Genomic DNA, 21727 nt, shown 5'->3' on the forward strand with positions numbered 1-21727 from the left:
AGGGGATGCACCGCGTGGGGATCGAGAGCGACCAGCTCGTCTACGACTACCTGAGCCGGGTCGGCGACCTGGCCCAGCAGCAACAGCTGTCGTCGGGCGCCCGGATGAGGCTCGTCTCGACGCTCCGGAGCGAGATCGACCGGCAGCGCGCCACCGGGGGAGCGGACTCCCCGGCGGCGGTGCGGCGCATCATCGGCGGGCTCGGCACCCCCGGCGAACTGGTCGGCGCCGCCGCGGAGTCGGGCGACGGGACGGTGTCGCTGCCCTCGGCGCGGAGCGGGCCGGCACCACGGACGGGTGACCAGCGGCGGCCGCTGCCCCGGCCCCGGAACGGACTCCTCCGCAAGAGCCCGAAGGCCCCGGAGGAGGCGGAGGAGCCGCAGAAGCCGGGGCGGGCGGACTCCGGTCCAGCCTCCGGTTCCGCCCCGAAAACCCGTTCCTGGCGGGGCGCGTCGCGGCCCGCCGAGCCCGCCGCCGGCCGCCCCCGTACAGAACTCGACAAGACCACGCGCCCCGACGACACCCCCGTCCCCAACTGGCCCCACCCCTCCGCCCCCCACGTCCTCGGCCCCGACCAGCAGAGCACCGGCGACGGCGAGTGGTGGCGCCTGGAGCCGGGGCCCTTCGACGCCGGGACCGCCATCCCCGGGTTCTTCGGCGGCATCGAGGCCCCGGAACTCCTCGGCAGGCGGCCGAGGCCCGAGGTCCCGGAGGCGGACGAGGAAGCGGAAGACGCGGAAGAGGGCGACGAGTCCGGCACCGAGGAGGGCGGCGACACCGAAGAAGCCCCCCGCCGCCGCGCCCTCCGCATCCCGCGGCCGCGCCGCCGCAAGCCCGTCGTCGTGGCGGAACCCGTGGTGGCCGCCGCCCCGGCCCCCCGCGGCGGCTTCGCCCACCCCCTGCTGCTCCTGGCCGCCCTGCTGCTGCTCGCCGGGGCGGTCACCGGGTCCTGGATCCCGCTGGCGGGCGGCTGGCTCATCGCGTACGGCTCCCGGACCCTCTCCCGTACGGAGGCGAAGTGGGCGGCCCTGGGGCTGCCGGGCGTCGTCGTCGCAGGGGCGCTCGTCTGGGTGTGGGGGCGGATGGACGGGCGCTGGGGCGAGCCGATCGCGGAGGGGGCGCTCCGCGACGTGCTGGCCGGGGCCTGGCCGGTGGTCGTCCGCGTCGCCGCCGTCGCCTCCGCGCTCTACCTGGTGTGGCGGGCGCGGAGGCGTACGGGGTGAGAAACGGCGGCTACTTCGTCAGGTCGGCCTTGAGCTCTTCGAGGATCTTGTCGGCCGCCGTGTAGCCGATGCCCTGGATCCACAGCTGGTCGTCGACCGCGAAGACCTTGCCGTTCTTCACCGCGTCCATGTTCTTCCACAGACCGCTGCCGGTGGTCTGCGTCTCCTTGGACTTCGCCGGGTCGCCGTACGTCGAGTGGAAGACCGCGTCCGCGTCCGCGAGGTCGATCTTCTCGGGGCTGACGTCGTAGCTGAAGCCGTCCTTGGCCTGGTCCGTGACGGCCGGGCGGCCGAGGCCCACGTCGGCGAGGATCGTGGCGATGTAGTTCTTCTTGCCGTAGATGCGGATGTCGGCGCCCTCGACGAACCGGACCATGTTGACCTCGGTCGCGGCCGCCTTGTCCTTGCCGCCGAGCGCCTTCGTCACGTCGGCCACGTGCTCGGCGTAGTCGTCGGTGACCATCTTCGCCTCGGCCTTCTTGTTCAGGGCCTCCGCGTGGACCTGGAAGTTCTCCTTCCAGGGGTAGCCGGTGTTCTCCGTCATCACGGTCGGCGCGATCCTGGAGAGCTCGGCGTACTTGTCGCCGTGCCGGATCTTGCTGGTGAGGATGAGGTCGGGCTTCAGACCGGCGATGGCCTCCAGGTTCGGGGTCATCATCTGGCCCACGTCCGTGATGCCCGCGACCTGGTCCTTCGGCAGGTAGTTCAGGAACCCCGACTCCACGTCCGCGTGGGTCGCGCCGACCGGCTTCACACCGAGGGTGAGGACCGAGTCGAGTTCGGCGGTGTCCAGGACGACGACCCGCTGCGGGGCGGCCGGGACCTTCACGTCGCCCATCGCCGTCTTCACCGTACGGGGACCTTCGGAGGACCCGTCCGAGCTGGAGCCGGACGCGCTGGAGGATTCGGACGAGAAGCCGCAGGCGGACAGGGACAGGGCGGCGGCCACGGTGAGGGACGCGGCGGCGAGCAGACGGGAGCGGTGCTGGGGAGTCATGGTTCAGAGGGCCTTTCCGGGAGTCGGGGCGGGGGCGGGAACGGGGGCAGGGGTCCAGGGGGCGCCCGGGACGACGAGCGGTGAACCCGTCACCGGGTCCGGGACGATCACCGCCTCCAGGCCGAAGACCTCACGGACGAGCCCGGCGGTGACGACGTCCCCCGGCCGGCCCTCCGCGACGATCCGGCCCTCCTTCATGGCGACCAGGTGATCCGCGTACCGGGCCGCCTGGTTGAGGTCGTGCAGCACGGTGACGACCGTACGGCCGCGGGTGCCGTCGGCGGCAGGGGACGCCAACTGGCGCACCAGGTCGAGGACCTCCACCTGGTGCGCGATGTCCAGGTACGTCGTCGGCTCGTCGAGCAGCAGCAGATCCGTCTCCTGCGCGAGCGCCATCGCGATCCACACCCGCTGGCGCTGCCCGCCCGACAGCTCGTCCACCGACCGCTCGGCCAGCGCCGTCACATCCGTACGGGACATGGCGTCGGTCACCGCCCGCTCGTCCGCGTCCGACCACTGCTGCCACCAGCTCTGGTGCGGCTGGCGGCCCCGGGCGACCAGGTCGGAGACGGTGATCGCCTCGGGGGCCACCGGGGTCTGCGGGAGCAGCCCGATGGACTGCGCGATGCGCTTGGTCGGTATCCGCGCCAGCTCCGTACCGTCCAGCAGGACCGCCCCGCCGCGCGGCTTCAGCAGCCGGCCGAGCGCCCGCAGGGTGGTGGACTTGCCGCAGGCGTTCGGGCCGACGATGACGGTGACCTGCCCGTCGGGCACGGCCAGGTCCAGCTCGTGGACGACGGTGCGGTCCTCGTACGCGAGGGTCAGGGCGCGGGCGGCGAGCCGCGCGGACCCGTGCGGGGAGTCGGTCGTCGGGCTCATGCGGTGCCTCCACTGCGGCCGCGGTGACCGCGGATGATCAGCCAGATCAGGTACGGGGCGCCGACCGCCGCCGTGAGGACGCCCACCGGCAGTTCGGTGGGCGAGAACAGCCTGCGGGCGAGCAGGTCGCCGAGGACGACGATCACCGCGCCCAGCAGCGCCGAGGACAGCAGCGGGATCTGCGCGGTACGGGTCATCCGGCGGGCGATCTGCGGGGCGAGCAGCGCCACGAAGTCCACCGGGCCCGCCGTGCCCGTCGCGACGGAGGCCAGGACCACGCCGAGCGCGACGAGTCCGAGCCGTACGCGCCCCAGGCGCACGCCCAGCGCGGTGGCGGTGTCGTCGTCCATCGTGACGGTCCGCTGCGCGCGGGCCGCCCAGGCGACGGCGGGCAGCAGGACCAGCAGCGTCCAAGCGAGCGGGGCGGCCTCCGGCCAGCCGCGCCCGTTGAGCGAACCGGTCATCCAGATCTGCGCCTGCTGCGCGACCAGGTAGTCGCCCTTGGTCAGGAACAGCGTGGTGACCGACCGCAGCGCGATGGCGATGCCGATGCCGATGAGGACGAAGCGGGTGGCGTGCAGCCCGCCGCGCCAGGCGAAGACGTAGACGAGTGCGGCCGCCGCGATGCCGCCGACGACGGAGAGGTAGGGCAGGAACGTGTACGAGGTGATCCCGAAGGTCATCGCGCCGACCGTGAGCGCGCTCGCGCCCTGGCTGATGCCGATGATGTCGGGGCTGGCGAGCGGGTTGCGGGCCACCGTCTGGATCAGCGCCCCGGCGATCCCGAACGCCACGCCCACGAGCAGCCCGACGACCATGCGCGGCAGCCGCAGCGTGCCCACGACCAGCTCGGCGGAGGACGGCTGCCCGAGGATCACCTTCACGACCTCGCCGGGCGCGACGAAGCTCTCGCCGACACAGAGGTAGGCGACGCAGACCACGGCCAGCAGCACGACGAGGGCGGCCGCGACGACGGACGCCCGCCGGTGCAGCAGGAACCGGCCGCGCGGCCCGGCCTTCACGACGGAGTACCCGGCGGGCCGGACCCGTACGGCCGTTGACGACTCGCTCATGCCGGCACCGCCTTCCGGCGTACGAGGGTGACCAGGAACGGCACCCCGATCAGCGCCGTCATCACACCCGCCGGGACCTCGCTCGGCGGGAACACGATCCGGCCGATGACGTCCGAGACGAGCAGCATCACCGGCCCGATCAGCGCGGCCATGGGCAGCACCCAGCGGTGGTCGTTGCCGACGACCGCGCGGGCGATGTGCGGGACGGCGAGCCCGATGAACGCGATCGGCCCGGCGGCGGCCACCCCGACCCCGGTCAGCACGGTCGCCCCGATGCCGCCGGTGATCCGGACCGCCGCGACGTTCTGCCCGAGCCCCTTCGCCACGTCCTCGCCGAGCGCGAGCGCGTCCAGCCCGCGGGCGACGGAGAGGACGAGTACGGCGCCGACGAGGAGGAAGGGCCAGATCTGCTGGACGACGTCCGCCTCCCGCCCCGCGATCGAGCCGACCTGCCAGAACCGGAACTCGTCCAGCGCGGACGCCTTCGTCGTGAGCACGCCCATCGTCACGGACACCAGCAGCGCGTTGATCGCCGCCCCGCCGAGCGCGAGCTTCACCGGGGTCGCGCCGCCCCGCCCGCTGGAGGCGATGGCGTACACGGCGACCGAGGCGACGGCGGCGCCCGCGAAGGCGAACCAGACGTACCCGGTCAGCGTGTGGACCCCCGCGAACGCGATGGCCATCACCACCGCCACCGACGCGCCCTGGCTGATGCCGAGGATGCCGGGGTCGGCGATGGGGTTACGGGTGATTCCCTGGAGCACCGTCCCCGCGAGGGCGAGCGCCGCGCCGACCATCAGGCCGATGAGCGTGCGCGGCACCCGCAGTGTGCGGATCACCTCGGCGGCGTCGGAGTTCCCGCCGTGCAGCAGGGCGTCGAGCACCTCGCCCGGCGGGATGGAACGCGCGCCCACCGCGAGGCTCAGCAGGACGGCCAGCAGCAGCGCGACGACGGCCGCGGCCGTCGCGGTCGCGCGCCGGGAGAGACGGGGGGCGCGGGGCGCGACGGCCGGTGCCGGCACGGGCGCTGGCGCTGACGCTGACATCTGAACCAATCGGGAGGGACACGGGGGCGTGCGTCGACGGAGGCAGGTCGACGGGGGACGGTCGAGGGAGGTAACTAAGGCTTGGCTAAGTGCGGGCTCAGTCTAGGCGGCGGGATTTCGCTGGGGACGGGGGTGGGTGGGCACAGCCGGGAGACGGCGGTGGGTCGGCCCGCCGGGCCCGTCGGCACAATGGTCCGCATGGCTTCCACGGCTCCGCGCCCCACCCCGGCCCCCCGCACCGCCCCCCTCACGGTCGGCTTCGACCTCGACATGACCCTCATCGACTCCCGGCCCGGTATCGCCGCCGCCTACCGGGCCCTGTCCGCCGAGACGGGGGTGCGCATCGACGACGCCCTGGTGGTGAGCCGGATCGGCCCGCCGCTGGAGGAGGAGCTGGCCCATTGGTTCCCGGCCGCCGAGGTGGCCGCGGCCGGCGACCGCTACCGGGAGCTCTACCCCGACCACGCGATAGCGCCGACCACGGCCCTCGCCGGGGCGCGGGATTCGGTGGCCGAGGTGCGGGCGCTCGGCGGCCGGGCCATCGTCGTGACGGCGAAGTACGAGCCGAACGCGAAGCTGCACCTGGCCCACCTCGGCATCGAACCGGACGCGGTGGTCGGCTGGCTGTGGGCGGAGGCCAAGGGCGAGGCGCTGCGCGAACACGGAGCGCAGGTGTACGTAGGCGACCACACCGGGGACGTACGCGGGGCACGTGCGGCCGGAGCGCTGTCGGTCGCCGTGACGACGGGCCCGTGCGACGCGCAGGAGCTGCGGGCGGCGGGCGCGGACGTGGTGCTGGACGACCTGACGGAGTTCCCGGCCTGGCTCCGGGCGTTCGAGGCGGACCGCGCGGCGGCCTGAGGGAGTGCTGCGAAGCGGGGCGGCCCGGGGGCCCGCTAGCGCTCCGGCTCGGTCACCTCGCCGGTCACCCGGTCGATCACCCAGTCCAGGCCGTGCGGTCCCGGCTCGTACGAGGGTGCCTGCCGCCAGACCCTGCTGAAGCCGTCGACGAGCGCCGAGCGGGCGTCCGCACCGGCGGGGAGCCGGGACCGCAGCAGCTCCAGCAGGAGCGGGGCGAGCAGGTCGTAGAGCTCACCGAGCGCGTCCCGGCTGCCGTGCGCGATCTGTACGAGGAGGTCGTCGACGTGCGCCGTCGCCCGGCCCGGAACGGTGCAGGCCGCCGGGGAGCCGGCGTCGCCGACGGGCCGGGACCGCTGCATACGGAGTCCGTGGTTCACACGACGACCCTAGGCCCTAGCCGCGTTCCGCAGCCCGCTTCGGAGAGCTGGTCCACGCGGAGCGCACGACGCCCGCCCCGGCGATCAGGAAGCCGAGCCCCATGAACATGGAGACCCCGTACGCGACCGGAGGGAAGGGCTCCGTACCGAGGAAGAGCGGGGCCACCGTGACGAGAGTGGCCAGTGCGCCGACGAAAAAGACGATCGCGCCGACCTGAACCAGCCGGTCCCCGGCGCCTGAAGGAGTAGTACTCACCCCACCAGGGTAGTTCCCAGCCCGGAGGAACACTCCGGCGACGTCTTGTCACCGGCCGCAGGGCGATTAGCCTTGGACCAGGCGGGTCACGGTGACCCGCTGTACTGCTATCCGGAGCCGTTGTTCTCGTCCGTTCCCTTTCGAGGACCGGCTCTTCCGCACATTGACGAGTACGAGGACGGGGACAGACGTGCCCACCGGCAAGGTGAAGTGGTTCAACAGCGAGAAGGGCTTCGGCTTTCTCTCCCGCGACGACGGCGGCGACGTCTTCGTGCACTCGTCGGTACTCCCTGCCGGGGTCGACGCACTCAAGCCCGGCCAGCGCGTGGAGTTCGGCGTGGTCGCGGGCCAGCGCGGTGACCAGGCCCTGTCCGTGGTGGTCCTCGACCCCACCCCGTCCGTCGCCGCCGCCCAGCGCCGCAAGCCGGACGAGCTGGCGTCGATCGTCCAGGACCTGACGACGGTCCTGGAGAACATCACGCCCCAGCTGGAGCGCGGCCGCTACCCGGACAAGGCCTCAGGCGCCAAGATCGCGGGCCTGCTGCGGGCCGTGGCCGACCAGCTGGACGTGTAGAGGGCGTCCTCGGGGTTCAGGAAGAGGCGGGGAACAGCAGCGCGTCCGGGCCGAGGGGCGGTACGAGCCCCTCGGCCGCGGCGCGGGTGAGCAGGCCCCGGACCGCCGCGTAGCCGTCCTCGCCGAGGTCGGCGGTGAACTCGTTCACGTACAGCCCGATGTGCTGGTCCGCGACGGCCGGGTCCATCTCCTGGGCGTGCTCCTGGACGTACGGCCGCGAGACCTCCGGGTGGTCCCAGGCCAGCCGGACCGAGCTGCGGATCGATTCGGCCAGGCGTCCCAGGGTCTCCTCGCCGAGGGAGCGCTTGGCGATGATCGCGCCGAGGGGGATCGGCAGGCCGGTGGTGTCCTCCCAGTGGCGTCCCATGTCGGCCAGGTTGTGGAGCCCGAAGTTCCGGTACGTGAAACGGGCCTCGTGGATGACGAGACCGGCGTCCACCTTGCCGTCCCGCACGGCCGGCATGATCTCGTCGAAGGGCATGACGACGACCTCGCCGACCCCGCCCGGGACCATCTCCGCCGCCCAGAGCCGGAACAGCAGGTACGCCGTCGAGCGCTCGCTCGGCACCGCGACCGTCCGGCCGGTCAGGTCGAGGCCCATCTCCTTGGTGAGGACCAGCGGGCCGCAGCCCCGGCCCAGCGCCCCGCCGCACGGCAGGAGCGCGTACTCGTCCAGGACCCAGGGCAGGACCGCGTACGACACCTTCAGGACGTCCAGCTCGCCGCGCTCGGCCATGCCGTTGGTGATGTCGATGTCCGCGAAGGTCACCTTCAGCGCGGGCGCGCCGGGGACCCTGTCATGGGCCCAGGCGTCGAAGACGAACGTGTCGTTGGGGCAGGGCGAGAAGGCGATCTCGATCGCGTCCGGGTTCGCTTCAGTGGTCATGCCGGTTCCAACCTTCCAGTACGGGTCCCGTCTTCCCGAACGCCTCCGTGAGCGCGGCCAGCGCGTCCCCGATGCGCCAGGCGGCCCGGTCGCGGGGGCCGACGGTGTTCGAGACGGCCCGCAGTTCCAGTACGGGCACCCCGGCCCGCTCGGCGGCCTCCGCGACCCCGAAGCCCTCCATCGCCTCCGCCAGCGCACCCGGGTACGCGGTGAGCAGGGCGGCGGTGCGGGCGGCGGTGCCGGTCACGGTGGAGACGGTGAGGACGGGGCCGGGCGAGGCGCCGGTGGCCGCCGCCACCTCCCGTACGAGCGTGGGCGGCGGCGCGAAGCGGTCCCGGCCGAAGCCGAGCGCGGTGACGGGCAGGAAGCCGTCGGGGGTCTCGGCGCCCAGGTCCGCGGCGACGATGTCGCTCGCCACGACCAGCGAGCCGAGCGGGGCGGCGGGGGCGAATCCGCCGCCGATCCCGGCCGAGACGACGAGCCCGTACGGCCCCGGGGCGGATCCTGTAGCCGACGCGAGGGCGAAGGCCGCCGCCGCGGCTGCCGCCGCCGGGCCCGCACCGCCCGCCAGGACGTCGAACACACCGCTGCGGTGCAGCTCGGCCCCCGGCACGTCGAGGATCTGCGGGGTACCCCCGAACGCACGCGTGACCGCGTCCCGTTCCACCGGGACAGCGGTCACGACGAGCACACGCACAGGGAGAGCCTCAGGGCCTCAGGAGGGACGGGGGACGGCGGTCAGGACGTCTTCTTGAGCTCGAACTGCCAGATGCCGGTGAGCTTCTTGCCCTTGGTCTCCACGATGGAGACGTTCGTCTTGCTGGCGGGCTCGCCGGTCTGGCTGGTGAAGAACGCGCTGCCGGGGATCGTCCGGTACGTCTTCTTGAACGGCTCCTGCTCGGCCTGCTGGCCGTTGATGAAGAGCGTCCAGCCGTTCTCGGCGATCTCCGGGTCGACGCCGAAGCGGACCTTGTCGTCCATCGCGACCTCGATGGTCTTCTCGGGCTTCTGGTTGAGGCAGCCCTGGATCAGCGATTCCTTGATCGCCTCACCGTCGTTGTAGCAGGCCGCCTCGGAGTTCACCGAGGTCGTGCCGACCGTCACGGTGGCGAGCGGCGTCGGCTTGTCGCAGGCGGACAGGACAAGGAGTCCCGCGGACACGGCACCAAGAGCGACGCCGATTCGACGGCCCTTACCGGAGAAGAACGCAACGGTCATGGGCCGAAGGCTATCGGTCGCCTCCGCTCACGCCACGCGGGGGTGCGGCGTGCCGCGCCGTGCGGCCCCCAGGAGACCCCGTACGGACGTGGCCGCGCCGAGGGCGAGAATGCCCGCGGCGACCGACATCCCGAGCACCGCGTTGAGCGGCAGCGCGATCCCGATGCCGCCGCCGACCACCCACGCCATCTGGAGCAATGTCTCGGACCGGGCGAAGGCGGAGGTGCGGACCTCCTCGGGGACGTCCCGCTGGATCATCGCGTCCAGCGACAGCTTGGAGAGGGCCTGGGTGAACCCGGCGACCGCCCCGAGCGCGGCGACCGCCGCGGTGGAGAAGAAGACGGCGGCGAGCACCGCCGTGCCCAGGGCGAGCCCCAGCACCGTCGCGATGATCACCTCGGGGCCGCGCGCCCGGAGCCAGGCGCCCACCGCCGTACCGCAGGCGTTGCCGACCCCCGCCGACACGCCGACGATGGCGAGCGAGACGGCCGCGCTCTGGCCGGCCATCGGGTGCTCGCGCAGCAGGAACGCCAGGAAGAAGATCAGGAAGCCGGAGAGGGCCCGGTGCGCCGCGTTGGCCTGGAGGCCGTGGAACACCGACCCGCCGACGGACCGGAGACCGGGCGGGCGCTCCTTGGCGGGTTTCTCCCCGTTCCTGCGGAGCCCGTCCTTCCGGATCCCGTCCTTCCGCAGGCCCCTCGGCTTCGGGGCGGGGGCGGTACGGGTTCCTCGCCGTGCGGGTCGATCAGGCGGGCCCGGCGCTCGCCCTTGGCGGAGTCGACCTTGTGCGGCAGCGTGAAGGCGAGGAAGGTGCCCGCGATGAAGATCGCGCAGGCGCCGTAGAGCGGCCAGGCGGAGCCGATCGTCTGCAGCCCGGCCCCGATCGGGGCCGCCACCCCGGTGGCGAGCAGCCCCGCAAGGGTGACCCGGGAGTTGGCTTTGACCAGGGAGAACTTGGGTGGCAGCAGCCGTGGCACGACCGCGCTGCGCACCACGCCGTACGCCTTCGAGGAGACCAGGACGCCCAGCGCGGCCGGATACAGCTCCAGGCCGCCGGTGGCGACCGCCCCCGACATGGTGATCGCCAGCAGGGCGCGGGCCAGCATCGCGCCCGCCATCGCGGCCCGGCGGCCGTGCGGCAGCCGGTCCAGCAGCGGGCCGATCACCGGGGCGAGCAGGGTGAAGGGGGCCATGGTGATGGCCAGGTAGAGGGCGACCCGCCCGCGCGCCTCGTCCGTCGGCACGGAGAAGAAGACCGTGGAGGCGAGGGCGACGGTGATCATGACGTCACCGGCGCCGTTCACCGCGTGCAGCTCGATGAGTTTTCCGAGGCCGGATTCACCGGCTCCGTGGGCGTGCGTCGCCTTGCGGATTCCCCGCGCCGTACCGGTGAACGGGGAGCGCAGGGCGCGACCCGTCGCCCGTCCCGCCCTGCGGAGCGGGCCGGGACCGTCGTGCGACCTGGCGGCAGTCACCCCGTCATAGTGCCCCAACCCTGGCCGGTATGAACGGTGATCGGCCGGGGACTCGCGCGTGACGCCCTGTCGGACCAGCGGGCCCGGACGGGGCTGCGCAAGCCCCCCGGGGCGGGTGCGGCCGGATATAGGAGGGCCCGGGACACGCCTCGGGGCGGATGCCGGAGGGCCCGGGACACGCCTCCGGCCGGATGCAGGAGGGACGGATACGGCACGTTTGGGACGGGCAGGTGGGCGCGGAGCGGCGGAGAGGGTAGCGTGCGTAACGCGCCACCGGCGGTTGTTCTTGGCCGCGCGCCTCTCCGCGATCCCGCAGAATGGGTGGCAGAAGGCGCGCCCGAGGCAGGCACAACGGGTGTGGACGTCGACGCGGCCCCCAGGTCCGCTCCGCCCGCAACTGTCTGGCCGAAAACGGCAATCGTGCAGCAGCTGGCGCGCTCGTGAGACTGGCGTATGGAGAGAAGCGAGACCTGTGAGTGCTGCGACGACGCGAAGCCGTACGGCCCGTACCCCCGTTCCTGACCGCCTGTGTGCCGAGGCGGTAGACCTCGCACGCGCGGCGGCGGAGGAAGCCGCCGCGCCCGGCGTGGTCGGTGAGCATGTCGGTGTGGTCTCCGAGGGGGACCGCGTCGTCACGCACTACTTCGAGTCCAAGGATTTCGGCTACCGGGGCTGGCGCTGGGCCGTGACCGTCGCGCGGGCCTCCCGCGCGAAGAACGTCACCCTGGACGAAACGGTGCTGCTGCCCGGGGCCGACGCGATCCTGGCACCGGAGTGGGTGCCGTGGAGCGAGCGGCTCCGCCCGGGTGACATGGGCCCCGGGGACCTGCTGCCGACCGAGTCGGAGGACCTGCGCCTGGAGCCCGGCTGGACCGGGGAGGACGAGCCGCCGCCGAACTCGGTCGTCTCCGAGGAGCTGGCCGAGCTGGTCGACTCGGAGGACGCGGAGCTGACGGACCGGCCGGTGGCCGTGACCACCCGTGGCTCCATCGCCTCCGTGGCCGAGGAGCTGGGTACGCGGCGGGCGCGGGTGCTGTCGCGGTACGGGCTGTACGAGGCGGCGGACCGCTGGGACGAGGCGTTCGGCCCGAAGACCCCGATGGCGCAGGCCGCGCCGGCCACGTGTGTGAGCTGCGCGTTCCTGATCCCGATGGCGGGCTCGCTGAAGCAGGCCTTCGGGGTGTGCGCCAACGAGTTCGGCCCGGCGGACGGGCATGTGGTGTCGCTGGCGTACGGGTGCGGGGGGCACTCGGAGGCGGCGGTGATGCCGAAGCCGGTCAAGCCGGCGGCGCATGCGCTGGACACCATGCGGGTGGACGAGTACGCGCTCCGCCCCGAGCGCGATGGGGGTTCGGTGCCGTCCGAGGCCGACGGTGCGTCGGAGGACTTGGGCCACTCGTAGGGCGCCCCGTTCAGCCCGTCCGGCGTTTGAGGACGGAACCGTCGATGGGGTGTCGGGTGCCTCTGCGGGGGTGCAGTGCCTCAGGGCCTTGATTTTCTGCGCGCCCACCCCGGCCAAGGGTTCCGTCCTCAAACGCCGGACGGGCTGGGTGGGCAAGGGGTCCGTCCTCAAACGCCGGACGGGCTGGGGGTAGCCCGGACGGGCTTGGGGTGGCCGCCGCAGTGGGTTGGGGGCCTGGGCCGCGTGCGCGGTACCTTCGGGCGCACACTGGGCGGCACAGGCACGCCACCCACACCACGGCGGACGGAGTCGACAGCGTGAGCATGAATGCGACCGAGGGGGCCGATCCGTTCGGGACGGCACGGCTGCGGCGCGGCGTGCTCGACGCCTGGGGCGCCGGCCCCGCCCGCTTCCGGGAGGACGCCAACGCCGAGGAGGACCTCGCCCTCGGCGGCTACCGCGACCGCCTCGTCATCGAGCTGGCCCAGAACGCCGCCGACGCCGCCGCCCGCGGAGGCGTCCCCGGCAGGCTCCGCCTCACCCTGCACCCCGCCGCCCCCGGCGACCCCGACGGACGCTGCGTCCTGGCCGCCGCCAACACCGGCGCCCCCCTGGACGCCACCGGCGTCGAGTCCCTCTCCACCCTCCGCGCCTCCGCCAAGCGCGAGGGCCACGAGTCCGCCGTGGGCCGGTTCGGCGTCGGGTTCGCCGCCGTCCTCGCGGTCAGCGACGAGCCCGCCGTGCTCGGCCGCCACGGCGGCGTCCGCTGGTCCCTGGCCGAGGCCCGCGAGATGGCCCGGAACGCGGCCGTCGGCTCCCCCGGCCTCGGCGACGAGCTGCGCCGCCGCGACGGCCACGTACCGATGCTGCGCCTCCCGCTGCCCGCCGAGGGCACCGCACCCGACGGGTACGACACCGTCGTCGTGCTGCCCCTGCGCGACGGCACCGCCGAGGACCTGGCCGCCCGGCTGCTGGCCGCCGTGGACGACGCGCTGCTGCTCACCCTGCCGGGCCTGGCCGAGGTCGTCATCGAGACCCCGGACGGGGTACGGACCCTGAGCCGCTCGGCCCACGGCCCGTACACGCACATCGACGACTCCGCGCAGGGCCTGCACCGCTGGCGCACCGTCTTCCACCACGGCCCGGTCGAGCCGGCCCTGCTCGCCGACCGCCCGGTCGAGGAGCGGCTGCGCCCCCACTGGTCGGTGACCTGGGCGGTCCCGGTGGACGAGTCCGGGGCGCCGCTCCGCCCCCGTACCGCCCCGGTCGTCCACGCCCCGACCCCCACCGACGAACCCCTCGGCATCCCCGCCCTGCTCATCGCCTCCCTCCCCCTGGACACCGCCCGCAGGCACCCCGCACCGGGGCCGCTGACGGACTTCCTGGTGGAGCGGGCGGCCGACGCGTACGCGGAGCTGCTGGGCGCCTGGCAGCCGGTGTCGACCGGCACCATCGACCTGGTACCCGGGCCGCTCGGCAAGGGCGGCCTGGACGGGGCCCTGCGCGGCGCGATCCTGGCCCGGCTGCCCCGGGTGGCGTTCCTGGAGCCCGCCGCGCCCCGGGACCCCGAGGCCGAGCAGAGCTGGGCGGACGACTGGGAGCAGGACCGGGACCGGGACCGTACGGACGACACCACCGGCCTGCGGCCCGTGGAGGCCGAGGTGGTCGAGGGCGTCGGGGCCGAGACCGTACGGGTCCTCGCCGAGGTGCTGCCCTGTCTGCTGCCCGCAGGACTGGAGCGCCGCCCCGAGCTGCGCACCCTCGGCGTCGCCCGCGTCCCCCTCACCGAGGCGATCGACCGCCTCGCCGGACTTGAGCGCGACCCCGCCTGGTGGCACCGGCTCTACGACAGCCTCGCGGGCATCGACCCCGACCGGCTCTCCGGCCTCCCGGTCCCGCTCGCCGGTGACCCGGAGGACGAGCAGGCGGGCCGCCCGCCGCGCACCACCATCGGCCCCCGCCAGGTGCTGCTGCCCCTCCCGGACGCCCTCACCGGCCCCGTGCTCGCCCGTCTCTCCCGGCTCGGCCTCAAGGTCGCCCACCCGGACGCCGCCCACCCGCTGCTGGAGAAGCTCGGGGCCCTGCCGGCCACGCCGCGCGCCGTGCTGACGACCCCTCAAGTGCGGGCGGCGGTCGCCGGATCGCTGGACGCGGGGGAGATCTGGGACGAGGACGCGCTCGACGGCGACGAGCTGGCGGAGACCGTCCTCACCCTCGTACGCGACGCCGAACTGGCCCCGGGCGACGAGCCCTGGCTCAGTGCGCTGGCCCTCCCCGACGAGGACGGCGAACCGGCCCCGGCCGGTGAACTCGTCCTTCCCGGATCCCCGTTCGCGCAGATCATGCGGGAAGGTGAACTCGCCGTCGCCGACGAGGAACTGGCCGACCGCTGGGGCGAACAGCCGCTCACCGCCTGCGGGGTGCTCGCCACGTTCGCCCTCGTACGGGCCACCGATGTCGTCCTGGACCCGGACGAACTGGAGCCCCGCGACAGCGACTTCGCCGAACCCGACGACGCCGGGCTGCTGGACGCCGTCGACGTGTGGTGCGAGGACCTCCTCGACCAGCTGCCCGAGACCCCGGTGCCGCCGGTCGCCACCGAGATCGTCGCCGTACGGGATCTGGACCTGGTGGACGACGACGCCTGGCCGCAGGCGCTCGCCATGCTGGCCCGGCCCCCGCTGCGCGACGCCCTGACGCAGCCGGTGCGGGTGCTGCTGCCGGACGGGACGACGCAGTCCGTGCGCCCGTACACCGCGTGGTGGCTGCGCGACCACCCGGTGCTGGACGGCCGCCGCCCCGCCGGACTGCGCTCGGCCGGCGGTGACCCGGTCCTGGCCGGGCTGTACGACGCGGTGGACGCCACCGGCTTCGACGACGCCCAGGTGCTGCGGGCCCTCGGGGTGCGCACCTCGGTCGCCGCCCTCCTGGACGAGCCGGGCGGTGCGGCCGAGCTGCTGGGCCGGCTGGCCGACGAGGACCGCCCCGTCACCCCCGTACAGCTGCACGCGCTCTACACGGCCCTCGCCGAACTCGACCCGGACCAGGTGACGTTGCCGGACGAGCTGCGGGCGGTGGTGGACGGGGAGGTGACGGTGGTCGACGCGGCGGACGCCGTGATCGCGGACGCCCCGGACGTGCTGCCGCTGACGGAGGGCCTGCCCCTGCTGCCCGTAGCGCCTTCCCGGGCGGCCGAGTTGGCCGAGCTGCTCCAGGTGCGGCGGCTCGGCGAGACGATCGAGGCGGGCGTCACCAGTGAGGGCGAGGAGCACCGCGTACCGGATTCCGTCCGCGTCCTGCTCGGCCCCGCCACCCCGGACACGTACATCGAGCACCCCGAACTCCGCGCGGGCGGCGTGGAACTGGACTGGCGCCGAACCCAGGACGGGGTCGTCCACGCCTCCACCCTGGAGGGCGTGGCGGCCGGCCTGGCGTGGGCGGCGGGCCAGTGGCCCCGCCGCTTCGAGGTCGCGGCCCTGCTGGAGGACCCGTCCCGCACGCAGGAGCTGGCGCGGGACCGCTGGTTCGACTGAGGAGCGCTGAAAGGGCGGTGGTCGTGATGACCACCGCCCTCTCAGCCGGTCTGCCGGTGCGGTCGGCGGATCCCGGTCCGGGGATCCGGTCTGTGGATCAGGACCATGGAACCGGTCCGCTCGGACCCTTCATGCGGTCTGCTCGTCCGGTACGGCTCAGTTCACGTCGACGTGGTCCGCCGCCGATGAGGCCGCGGTGGCGGCGGGAGTCGCGGTGAAGTTCCAGCGCCAGTCACCGTCCTTCCACGCCTTGAGTGTCGTCGTCACCGCTCCATCGGCGCCGCTGGTGACGGTCCTGACGTCCGACCAGGCCGTCGTACTGGCCTGACGGAACTGGAGGGTGACCGGCTGACCGGCGTAGCCGACGTAGCCCTCCTCGGTCCAGTCGCTCCCGGTGAGCCGGCTGGTGACGGTGAGGTCACCGCCCGCGGTGACCGGCTCGGGCGTGGCGTCGGCAGGGGTGAGTACGGTCTTGCGCATCATCCGGAACGCCCCGGCCGCCTGCTGGTCGGCCACGCCCTTTCCGTCGTTGGCGCGTGCGGTCGCGGCCACCTTCCACACGCCTGCCAGCCGGTTGTCGCCGAGCTCTGCGTGCGGGGCCAGGGAGACAAGGCCCGAGCAGGTGGAGGTGGTCGCGTCCAGCGGCCGGCAGTAGGCCGTGCTACTGGCGAGAACGGCGTCGGGCTTGTCGTAGGCGCCCTGGTACAGAAGGAAGGTGCCGCCGGCGATCCCGGACGGATCGGTGGCGGTGAACCCGACGGGGAACACCGCCGTCGACCCGTGGACCATGGAGTCCAGGACGACCGGCTTGTTCTCGTTGACGGTGACCCCGGAGACGGCCGTTGCGCCCGCCGTCTGCGGAGGCAGCGTCACGCCCGCCGGGCCGGCGAAGGCGCGGGACACCGTCTGGCGGACGGTGTTGCCGGTCCGTTCGTCGGAGCCGGTGGCGCGGAGCGAGACGTACCGGGTGTTCTGTGGGACGGGCACCTCGCCCTCCGCGGTGGCCGAGGTGCCGTCGACCGCTATCGGAGTCCACGTCGTCCCGCCGTCGACCGAGAACTCCAGGCCGCGGAGCCGGGGGGTGCCTTCCGGCGCGTGCACGGTGGCGATGACCCGGGAAGGTGTGGGGCCGGTCTCGTTGCGCAGTCCGAGTCCGCTGACCCGGAAACCGATGTCGGGAAGTTCCTGGTCGGTCCGGGTCGTCGCCGTCCCGGAGGTGAAGCTCCACTCGGTGATCAGCTTGTCCGAGAGCCGGGAGAAGGGCGTGTCGCCGCCCCGGGTCACCGTGCGGACCAGTTCGTATGTGTCCTGGCCGGGCGGCATCTTCAGAGTCACCGGGGTCCGCGCGGGTTTTCCGGTCACCTCGGCGATCGTCTCCTCGTGCGCGCTCAAGCGGTAGGACTGGGTGGCCTCGTTGTCGTGCCCGAGGGTGCCGTCGCTGTCGCTGAACGAGAACGGACCGTGGAGCGAGAGGTTGTCACGGAGGCGGAGGGCGCTGAACTTCCTACCGCCGTTCAATGCGTACGGTGCCCTGCCGATCGTCTCCCCCCGCTGTACCCCCTTCTGCAGAGTGCGGTCCGGGAGTCCGAACGTGTGGGGCCCGTACCCGGCGTTCCGGGAGAAGGCCTGCCCGGGGGTGACGTACTCGGTGAGCACGTCCGCGACCGGCACCGGCGTCGACAGGTAGACACCGCCGAAGGGGTTCTTCGGAGTTGTCTCCAGGAAGGCGCTGCGGTATTGGCCGCCGCCCCGCACCGTCAACTCGGTCTCGGCCAGGTCCGCCTGCCTGACTTCGGCGACCGGGGTGGCCGGGACGGTTCGCTCGAAGGTGTGGAAGAGGTCGTACCGCACCAGGCTGGGGCGCTGCGAGGTCGCTCCCTTCCTCCCGTGCACCTCGTGGATGTGCAGGGCGCTGCCCGAGGCGATGAACGGGGTGACGAAGACCCGGCTGCGCCAGCCGCCCGCGTATCCGATGCTGTCCCCGTTCGGGAGCGACGCCGAGACGACGCCGGTCGTACGGGTCACGCTCGGGTCGTCGGTCCGGATGCCCGTCTCCTTGGCGCCTGCCTGGTCGAAGGCGACCTTGACCGCGGCCGACGTCACCTTGAAGGACCTGGCGAGCAGGTAGTCGGGCTGGTCGTAGCCGCCGTACATCGCCAGGGCGAAGTAGTTGCCGGGCGGCAGGGAGGCTGTGCCCTTGAGCGCGAACTGCTCCGTCTCGACGTTGTACGGCTGCCAGGTCGTGCTGTCCCACACCCGCATGATCGGGGTGGTGTCCTGGACGGCGTTGGCCACTGAGAAGGTCACCGGGTACTCGGCGGCGGAGGACCTGGCAGTGCCGCTCCGCTTCGCCGACGAGGTGCCTGCCGACGGGCCGTCAAGGGGCGTCGTGGTCGGGGTGACGCGGCCGGGCCGGCCGGTCGGCAGCACGGTCAGTTCGTCGCCGGAGAGCGCGTAGGCGTACCGCCCGGTGGGGCCGCCGTCCTTCGGCACGATCCGGAAGCTCGGCTTCGCTGTGCCCTCTCCGGGCAGCAGTTCCAGCCGCTCGCCGCTCGCGAGCGTGGTGGCGGTGACGGCCGTCGGCGCTTCCGGGCCGGTGCCGATGGGGGCCGCCGCCGCCTCGGGCGCAAACAGGACCGCCGCCGCGATCAGGGCGCCCGTCATGGTTCCCGCCGTCGCTTCGTGGGCCGTCCGTCGCCCTCGGCCGGCATGGCCGGTGCTGCGTATGTGTGTCATCGAATCAAGTCCTCCCACCCCAGAGGCCGGTGGATCTCCTCCAGCCATCCGTGATCTTCCCAAGAAATCTACGAATGTTCGCAACTGTTTACACGATTCGGCTGTCTGTTCATGCGAGTCAGCAGACTCACCGACCACATGGGACCTAGCCGGCCGCAGATCGTGCCGCGGGCCCCCTTTCTCCACTTGGGGAACACATGCGCATCCGTGCCACTGTCGCTGTTGCCACCGGCGCCCTGGCCCTGTCCGCTCTCGCGATTCCGGCCGCGCAGGCCGCGCGGTCCGATGATGGCCGTTCGTGGTCCAGCGAGATTGAACTTCCCGCTCCGAAGGCGCCTTTCGGTGCCGGATCCGGCATCAAGGGCGAGGCCGGTGCTCGGTCCACCGCCCAGGCGAGTGACATCAAGGTCTTCGGGCTTCTCGTCAACGGTGGCAAGCCGATCGTCGTCGGCACCAAGTCGAAGCAGACGATTTCCTACTCCATGAAGGTCACCCACGAGTCGGGTGTCGGCGGCGCCGCCGCATTCATCTGGGTGGGCAAGGACATCGACAAGTCCTTCGGATTCGGTCCGAACGCGAAGTCGGTCTCGTGCGCGGCCAGCAGTGCGACCCTCTCGCACTGCAAGGGCACCATCACCCTCGACCCGGCTCTGATGATCAACTCCGACGCGGCCTCGTGGCACGTCGGGGTCAGCGCGATCGCCAATGACGGCACGGAGCTGGACCACAACTCGCTCGCCTGGGCCAAGGTCCAGCGCTTCTCCAAGCTGACGGTGAATGCCTCCCCGGAGCCGGTGAAGAAGGGCAAGACCCTCACCGTCACCGGAAAGCTGACGCGCGCCAACTGGGACTCCGCCACCTACAAGGGTTACGCGACCCAGCCGGTGAAGCTCCAGTTCAAGAAGAAGGGCGCCAAGAGCTACACGACGGTCAAGACCGTCAAGACGAGCTCCACCGGCACCCTGAAGACCACGGTGAAGGCCGCTGTCGACGGCTACTGGCGTTACAGCTTCGCGGGCACGTCGACCACCCCGGCCGTCTCGGCCCCCGGTGACTACGTCGATGTGAAGATCACAGGAAAGTCATAAAGTCACACAACCATTCACATGTGTCGGCTGTCTGATCTTGCGAGCCAACAGGCTCTGGACCAGATGGGCCCCGCCGGGCTGACGACGTGCCCCGGGGCCCCCTTCTCCACTTGGGGAAAACACATGCGTATTCGTGCCACTGTGGCTGCCGTTTCCGGCGCCCTGGCCCTGTCCGCCCTCGCCGTACCCACGGCGCAGGCCGATGACAGCCGTTCGTGGTCCGCGGACCACGGTTTCACCGCCCTTCAGCCCGCGCAGGGTGACCAGGCGAAGCGCGCGTCCGGTGCCGCCGCGAAGTCCGTCAAGGGCAAGGTCACCTCGGCGGTCGTCAACGCCGGCAAGCCCATCGTGCTCGCCACCACGGCGAAGAAGACGGTGTCCTTCTCCGTCACGGCCACCGACGACTCCGGCATCGGCGGCGCCGCGCCGTTCATCTGGGCCGGCAAGAACATCGACACCGGTGTCGGCTTCGGGCCCAACGAGAAGGGCTTCTCGTGCAAGGTGGTCAACGCGACCACCACGACCTGCAAGGGGACCATCACCCTCAACCCGAAGGAGCTGAAGAACGCCCACGCGACCACCTGGAAGGTGGGGGTGTGGGCGCTGGCTCTGGACGGCGAGGAGTTCCAGCGTGACGCGGCCTCCAAGGTGAAGGTCCAGCGCCTCTCCAAGCTGACCGCCAACGCCTCCCCGGAGCCCGTCAAGAAGGGCAAGACCATCACGGTCACCGGAAAGCTGACGCGCGCCAACTGGGAGACCAAGAAGTACGCGGGCTACGCCAAGCAGCCCGTGAAGCTCCAGTTCAAGAAGAAGGGCGCCAAGAGCTACACGACGGTCAAGACCGTCAAGACGAGCTCCACCGGCGTCCTGAAGACCACCGTGAAGGCGTCCGTGGACGGCCACTGGCGTTACAGCTTCGCCGGTACGGCGAGCACCCCCGCGGTGACGTCCGGTGCCGACTTCCTCGACGTGAAGTAACCCTGCGTCGATGCTGTGCGGTCGGTCCGCCCCGGGTGGGGCGGACCGACCGCACAGCGCGGGGGCGGCTCCGGCCCACGCCCGTTCGCGCCCCGCCGTTCACTGAAAAGTCATAAAGTCGCACAACCATTCACATGTGTCGGCTGTCTGATCCTGTGAGCCAACAGGCTCTGGACCAGACGGGTCCTGCCGGGCTGACGACGCGCCCCGGGGCCCCTTCTCCACTTGGGGACACATGCGTATTCGTGCCACCGTGGCCGCCGTCTCCGGCGCCCTGGCCCTCTCCGCTCTCGCTGTACCGGCCGCGCAGGCCGACGACCGCCGTACCTCCGACGGCGGCTACGCCTTCTCCGCGCCCACCGAGGCGTCGAAGGGCGCGAAGGCCCGGTCGGCCGCCGCGGCCGAGCAGCAGGGCGACACCAAGGTCCTCTCCGTGGTCGCGAACGGCGGCAAGCCGCTGGCCGTGGGCACCAAGTCGAAGCAGAAGTTCTCGATCGCGATCACCGCGACCGACGACTCGGGCATCGCGGACGCGTCCACGATCATCTGGATCGGCAAGAGCCTTGAGGACAAGGACGTCTTCTACTTCGAGCAGAACGAGAGCAGGGCTTCCTGCAAGGTCGTCAAGACGAACACGTCGACCTGCACCCTCTCGGTCACCTTCGACCCCAAGGAGATGATCAACACCGACGCCGCCAACTGGCGCATCGGCGCGGCGGTCTTCGCCAACGACGGCGACTACACCGTGAACGACTCCGCCGCCAAGGCCCGCGTCCAGCGCTTCTCCAAGCTGACCGTCAACGCCTCCCCGGAGCCGGTGAAGAAGGGCAAGACCCTCACCGTCACCGGAAAGCTGACGCGCGCCAACTGGGACACGGGCACGTACAAGGGCTACACCGCGCAGCCCGTGAAGCTCCAGTTCAAGAAGAAGGGCGCCAAGAGCTACACGACGGTCAAGACCGTCAAGACCAGCTCCACCGGCACCCTGAAGACCACCGTCAAGGCCTCGGCCGACGGCTACTGGCGTTACAGCTTCGCCGGTACGTCGACCACCCCGGCCGTCTCGGCCGCCGGTGACTACGTCGACGTGAAGTAGTACGTGAAGCAGCACGTGAAGCAGTGAGC

At 72.3% G+C, this 21727-nt stretch carries 18 protein-coding genes and 1 pseudogene; 8 read left to right on the forward strand and 11 right to left on the reverse strand.

Going from position 1 to position 21727, the window contains the following annotated elements:
• Positions 1–5: 5 nt before the first annotated feature.
• Complete coding sequence (locus IE264_RS21630; RefSeq protein WP_078657578.1) at positions 6–1223, forward strand: chromosomal replication initiator protein DnaA; 1218 nt, start codon at positions 6–8, stop codon at positions 1221–1223.
• A 10-nt stretch (positions 1224–1233) separates the two neighbouring features.
• On the opposite strand, the gene IE264_RS21635 is transcribed toward IE264_RS21630, so the two are convergent.
• Genes IE264_RS21635 through IE264_RS21650 form a run of 4 tightly spaced genes read right to left on the reverse strand, consistent with a single transcriptional unit; the run spans position 1234 to position 5218 of the window.
• Entirely contained in the window at positions 1234–2220 is a 987-nt protein-coding gene (locus IE264_RS21635) for an ABC transporter substrate-binding protein (protein WP_032759303.1), read from the reverse strand.
• A gap of 3 nt (positions 2221–2223) precedes the next feature.
• Positions 2224–3099: an ABC transporter ATP-binding protein gene (locus IE264_RS21640; protein ID WP_032759304.1), complete on the reverse strand. Its 876-nt coding sequence runs from the start codon at positions 3097–3099 to the stop codon at positions 2224–2226.
• Entirely contained in the window at positions 3096–4172 is a 1077-nt protein-coding gene (locus IE264_RS21645) for a FecCD family ABC transporter permease (RefSeq protein ID WP_032759305.1), read from the reverse strand. Before IE264_RS21645 ends, IE264_RS21640 begins: the two co-directional genes overlap by 4 nt.
• Positions 4169–5218, reverse strand: a complete 1050-nt coding sequence (locus IE264_RS21650) for a FecCD family ABC transporter permease (protein WP_051821968.1) — start codon at positions 5216–5218, stop codon at positions 4169–4171. The genes IE264_RS21645 and IE264_RS21650 overlap by 4 nt, the downstream gene beginning before the upstream one ends.
• Before the next feature lie 198 nt (positions 5219–5416).
• Between IE264_RS21650 and IE264_RS21655 the strand changes: the two genes are divergently transcribed.
• Positions 5417–6079: an HAD family hydrolase gene (locus IE264_RS21655; protein ID WP_032759417.1), complete on the forward strand. Its 663-nt coding sequence runs from the start codon at positions 5417–5419 to the stop codon at positions 6077–6079.
• Between the two features lie 35 nt (positions 6080–6114).
• On the opposite strand, the gene IE264_RS21660 is transcribed toward IE264_RS21655, so the two are convergent.
• A complete protein-coding gene (locus tag IE264_RS21660; protein ID WP_032759307.1) occupies positions 6115–6456 on the reverse strand; it encodes a hypothetical protein in 342 nt (113 codons plus the stop codon).
• Positions 6457–6472: 16 nt separating this feature from the next.
• Entirely contained in the window at positions 6473–6712 is a 240-nt protein-coding gene (locus tag IE264_RS21665; RefSeq protein WP_015610402.1) for a hypothetical protein, read from the reverse strand.
• A gap of 190 nt (positions 6713–6902) precedes the next feature.
• Between IE264_RS21665 and IE264_RS38555 the strand changes: the two genes are divergently transcribed.
• Entirely contained in the window at positions 6903–7286 is a 384-nt protein-coding gene (locus IE264_RS38555) for a cold-shock protein (protein ID WP_015610403.1), read from the forward strand.
• A 16-nt stretch (positions 7287–7302) separates the two neighbouring features.
• On the opposite strand, the gene IE264_RS21675 is transcribed toward IE264_RS38555, so the two are convergent.
• The 4 genes and pseudogenes from IE264_RS21675 to IE264_RS38560 form a co-directional block, all read right to left on the reverse strand.
• Entirely contained in the window at positions 7303–8172 is an 870-nt protein-coding gene (locus tag IE264_RS21675) for a 1,4-dihydroxy-6-naphtoate synthase (RefSeq protein ID WP_015610404.1), read from the reverse strand.
• Positions 8162–8869 (reverse strand): futalosine hydrolase, encoded by a 708-nt coding sequence (locus IE264_RS21680; RefSeq protein ID WP_015610405.1) that lies wholly within the window; start codon positions 8867–8869, stop codon positions 8162–8164. The genes IE264_RS21675 and IE264_RS21680 overlap by 11 nt, the downstream gene beginning before the upstream one ends.
• 41 nt (positions 8870–8910) lie before the next feature.
• Complete coding sequence (locus IE264_RS21685) at positions 8911–9390, reverse strand: hypothetical protein (protein ID WP_015610406.1); 480 nt, start codon at positions 9388–9390, stop codon at positions 8911–8913.
• Positions 9391–9417: 27 nt separating this feature from the next.
• Positions 9418–10865, reverse strand: a pseudogene (locus IE264_RS38560) (MFS transporter).
• Positions 10866–11337: 472 nt separating this feature from the next.
• Here IE264_RS38560 and IE264_RS21695 point away from each other — a divergent pair.
• Entirely contained in the window at positions 11338–12267 is a 930-nt protein-coding gene (locus tag IE264_RS21695) for a DUF3027 domain-containing protein (RefSeq protein ID WP_176144298.1), read from the forward strand.
• A 323-nt stretch (positions 12268–12590) separates the two neighbouring features.
• Entirely contained in the window at positions 12591–15800 is a 3210-nt protein-coding gene (locus IE264_RS21700) for a sacsin N-terminal ATP-binding-like domain-containing protein (RefSeq protein ID WP_032759308.1), read from the forward strand.
• 156 nt (positions 15801–15956) lie between these two features.
• On the opposite strand, the gene IE264_RS21705 is transcribed toward IE264_RS21700, so the two are convergent.
• Positions 15957–18464, reverse strand: a complete 2508-nt coding sequence (locus IE264_RS21705; RefSeq protein ID WP_051821970.1) for a hypothetical protein — start codon at positions 18462–18464, stop codon at positions 15957–15959.
• 269 nt (positions 18465–18733) lie between these two features.
• Between IE264_RS21705 and IE264_RS21710 the strand changes: the two genes are divergently transcribed.
• The 3 genes from IE264_RS21710 to IE264_RS21720 all read left to right on the forward strand — a co-directional run bounded on the left by IE264_RS21710 (position 18734) and on the right by IE264_RS21720 (position 21698).
• The gene (locus tag IE264_RS21710) at positions 18734–19624 is read left to right on the forward strand and encodes a hypothetical protein (protein WP_032759309.1); all 891 of its coding nucleotides are present in this window, start codon (positions 18734–18736) and stop codon (positions 19622–19624) included.
• Between the two features lie 123 nt (positions 19625–19747).
• On the forward strand, positions 19748–20602 hold the full coding sequence (locus tag IE264_RS21715; RefSeq protein ID WP_015610411.1) for a hypothetical protein: 855 nt from the start codon (positions 19748–19750) through the stop codon (positions 20600–20602).
• Positions 20603–20837: 235 nt separating this feature from the next.
• Entirely contained in the window at positions 20838–21698 is an 861-nt protein-coding gene (locus IE264_RS21720) for a DUF5707 domain-containing protein (protein ID WP_032759310.1), read from the forward strand.
• Positions 21699–21727 lie beyond the last annotated feature (29 nt).

Source organism: Streptomyces microflavus, from assembly GCF_014650075.1.
Classification (GTDB): Bacteria; Actinomycetota; Actinomycetes; order Streptomycetales; family Streptomycetaceae; genus Streptomyces; species Streptomyces microflavus.

What these genes read in the sequence shown, in the direction of transcription:
- IE264_RS21630 (WP_078657578.1), top strand. Translation starts at nt 6, where the DNA reads ATGCACCGCGTGGGGATCGAGAGCGACCAGCTCGTCTACGACTACCTG.
- IE264_RS21635 (WP_032759303.1), bottom strand. Translation starts at nt 2,220, where the DNA reads ATGACTCCCCAGCACCGCTCCCGTCTGCTCGCCGCCGCGTCCCTCACC.
- IE264_RS21640 (WP_032759304.1), bottom strand. Translation starts at nt 3,099, where the DNA reads ATGAGCCCGACGACCGACTCCCCGCACGGGTCCGCGCGGCTCGCCGCC.
- IE264_RS21645 (WP_032759305.1), bottom strand. Translation starts at nt 4,172, where the DNA reads ATGAGCGAGTCGTCAACGGCCGTACGGGTCCGGCCCGCCGGGTACTCC.
- IE264_RS21650 (WP_051821968.1), bottom strand. Translation starts at nt 5,218, where the DNA reads ATGTCAGCGTCAGCGCCAGCGCCCGTGCCGGCACCGGCCGTCGCGCCC.
- IE264_RS21655 (WP_032759417.1), top strand. Translation starts at nt 5,417, where the DNA reads ATGGCTTCCACGGCTCCGCGCCCCACCCCGGCCCCCCGCACCGCCCCC.
- IE264_RS21675 (WP_015610404.1), bottom strand. Translation starts at nt 8,172, where the DNA reads ATGACCACTGAAGCGAACCCGGACGCGATCGAGATCGCCTTCTCGCCC.
- IE264_RS21685 (WP_015610406.1), bottom strand. Translation starts at nt 9,390, where the DNA reads ATGACCGTTGCGTTCTTCTCCGGTAAGGGCCGTCGAATCGGCGTCGCT.
- IE264_RS21700 (WP_032759308.1), top strand. Translation starts at nt 12,591, where the DNA reads ATGAATGCGACCGAGGGGGCCGATCCGTTCGGGACGGCACGGCTGCGG.
- IE264_RS21705 (WP_051821970.1), bottom strand. Translation starts at nt 18,464, where the DNA reads ATGACGGGCGCCCTGATCGCGGCGGCGGTCCTGTTTGCGCCCGAGGCG.
- IE264_RS21710 (WP_032759309.1), top strand. Translation starts at nt 18,734, where the DNA reads ATGCGCATCCGTGCCACTGTCGCTGTTGCCACCGGCGCCCTGGCCCTG.
- IE264_RS21715 (WP_015610411.1), top strand. Translation starts at nt 19,748, where the DNA reads ATGCGTATTCGTGCCACTGTGGCTGCCGTTTCCGGCGCCCTGGCCCTG.
- IE264_RS21720 (WP_032759310.1), top strand. Translation starts at nt 20,838, where the DNA reads ATGCGTATTCGTGCCACCGTGGCCGCCGTCTCCGGCGCCCTGGCCCTC.